Source organism: Burkholderia alba (genome assembly GCF_034721475.1).
In the GTDB taxonomy this organism is placed as follows: domain Bacteria; phylum Pseudomonadota; class Gammaproteobacteria; order Burkholderiales; family Burkholderiaceae; genus Burkholderia; species Burkholderia alba.
In genome coordinates, this window is the sequence record NZ_JAWJWL010000118.1 from 1 (window position 1) to 2,342 (window position 2,342).

At 71.4% G+C, this 2,342-nt stretch carries 1 protein-coding gene; it reads right to left on the reverse strand.

Going from position 1 to position 2,342, the window contains the following annotated elements:
- Positions 1 to 2,342: condensation domain-containing protein (locus tag RZR99_RS32650; protein ID WP_323123807.1), on the reverse strand; the 2,342-nt coding region annotated here is incomplete at both ends.

Here is a 2,342-nt window from a genome sequence, read left to right on the forward strand (position 1 = left end):
GGCACCGATGCATCGTCCGTACTCGAAGGCTTGCCACTGGCATCCCGCACGGTTCCGACATCGAGCACCTGACAACCCGCAAGCACGTCCGCCACCTGCTGCGCGCTCGCCTCATCCGCCACAACCTGCTCGATCCCCGCATCCTCGATCATCTGCGTCAGACGCGCTTGCGGATACTCCGGATCGAGCGGCACGAACGCCCCGCCCGATTGGATGATCCCGAGCAACGCCGCCAGCAACGCCGGGCCCCGCGCCACGCACAAACCGACACGTCGCTCCGCGCTCACGCCACGCGCGGCAAGCCGTGCAGCCAGCGCATTCGACCACGCATCCAGCTGCGCATAGCTGAGCGTCGCCCCTTCGCAGCGCAGCGCAATCGAATCCGGCGTGCGTCGCGCCTGCGCGATCAGAGCCTGACCCAGCGATTCGAACGCATAGCGCCGCGCAACCTGCGCATGCTGACCCGTCGGCAACGACAGCTCGCCGACCCGCCGCTGCGCGTCGTCCGCCAGCTGCGCCAGCACCGCTTCATACTGCGACGCGATCCGCTCCACCGTCGAACGGTCGAGTCGCGCGCCGTCCCACGCCCATTCGAGCGACACGCCCTGGCTGCGCGGGATGATCGCGAGCGCGAGCGGGTAGTGAGTCGGATCGATCGAGTCGATCGCGCCCACCCGCAAGCCGTCGTCGCTCTGCTGCGACGCCGTGTCGATCGGGTAGTTCTCGAACACCACGATGCTGTCGAACAGCGCGTCGCCGCTGCGCCCCGTCCACTGCTGCACCCGCGCGAGCGGCGTGTGCTCGTACTGGCGCAGGTCGGCGAGGTCGCGCTGCAGACCGCGCAGCCAGCCGCCAACATCGGCGCGCGCATCCACGTCGACCCACACCGGCAGCGTATTGATGAACAGCCCGAGCATCCGCTCGACGCCGGGCAGATGCGCGGGCCGACCGGCGAGCGTCGTGCCGTAGGCGACGCCGCTGCGATGGCCGTAGCGCGCGAGCAGCACGGCCCACGCACCCTGCATGAGCGTGTTGAGCGTGACCTCGTGGCGGCGGGCCGCCGCCTGAAGGCGTTCGCCGAGCGCGGCGTCGAGCAGCGCGCGGCGCGTGTGCGACCCCGGCTCGACAACCGCCGGTGCCGCCAGGCTCGCGGTCAGCGTCGCGGGCTCGTCGAGCCGCGCGGCGCGCTGGCGCCACCAGGTCTCCGTCGCCGGATCGTCGGCCGCCAGCCGGACCCAGTCGACGTAGTGACGGTACGGCGGCACCCGTTCGAACGCGGCGCCCGCGCCGGCGGTCCGCGCGCGGTAGTCGCGCAGGATTTCGCCGAACAGCTGCGCGACGCTCCAGCCGTCGAGCAACAGGTGATGATGGGTCCAGACGAGATCGGCGCTCTGCGCATCGCGCACGAACAACGCGATGCGCATCAGCGGCGCCGCATCGGGCGGCAGACCTGCCGCGAGATCCCGCGCGCGCCAGTCGGCAAGCCGCGCGTCATAGTCGGTCGCCGCGGACCAGTCGTGCTGTTCGAACGGCAGCGGCAGCTTGCGATGAACGATCTGCATCACCGTGCCGCCGTGCTGCCACGCGAAGCGCGTGCGCAGGATCGCATGCCGCTCGAACGCCGCCTGCCACGCGGCCCGCATCGCGGCGCGATCGAGCGGCCCGGACAGGGTCACGCGCAACTGATTCAGGTACGCGTTCTGTTCCGGCTCGGCAAGCGTGTGGTACAGCAGGCCGCTTTGCAGCGGCGTCGCCGGATAGACGTCCTCGATATGCTCGGGCGTGACGCCGAGCGCGCGCCACAATTCGGCCGAGGCCGGGCCGCTGTCGACGCTGCGCGCGACGTCGGCGGACGATGTCTCGACCGCTTGCGCCGCGCGGGCGAGTTGCTCGACCGTCGGCGCCTCGAACACCATTCGCGGCGTCAGATGCAGGCCGGCGTCGCGCGCCTTCGCGACGATCTGCAGGCTCAGGATCGAGTCGCCGCCGATCACGAAGAAGTTGTCGGTCACGCCGATGTCGTCGCGCCGCAGCACGCCGCGCCAGACCGCGAGCAGCGCCGCTTCGGCGGGACTCGCGGGCGCGACGAACGCCGCGCGGCCGGCTGCCGCCTGCTCAGGCGCGGGCAGCGCGCGGCGATCCAGCTTGCCGTTCGGCGTCAACGGGAATCGCGCCAGCTCCACATACGACGACGGCACCATGTGCAACGGCAACCGCTCGCTCAGCCAGCCCTGCCACCGCGCCCCATCCCCCTCGCCCGGCTCGCCCGCCGGCACCACATACGCCGCCAGCCGCTTGTCGCCTTCCGCACCCTCCACCACCAGCACCGCCGCATCCCGCAC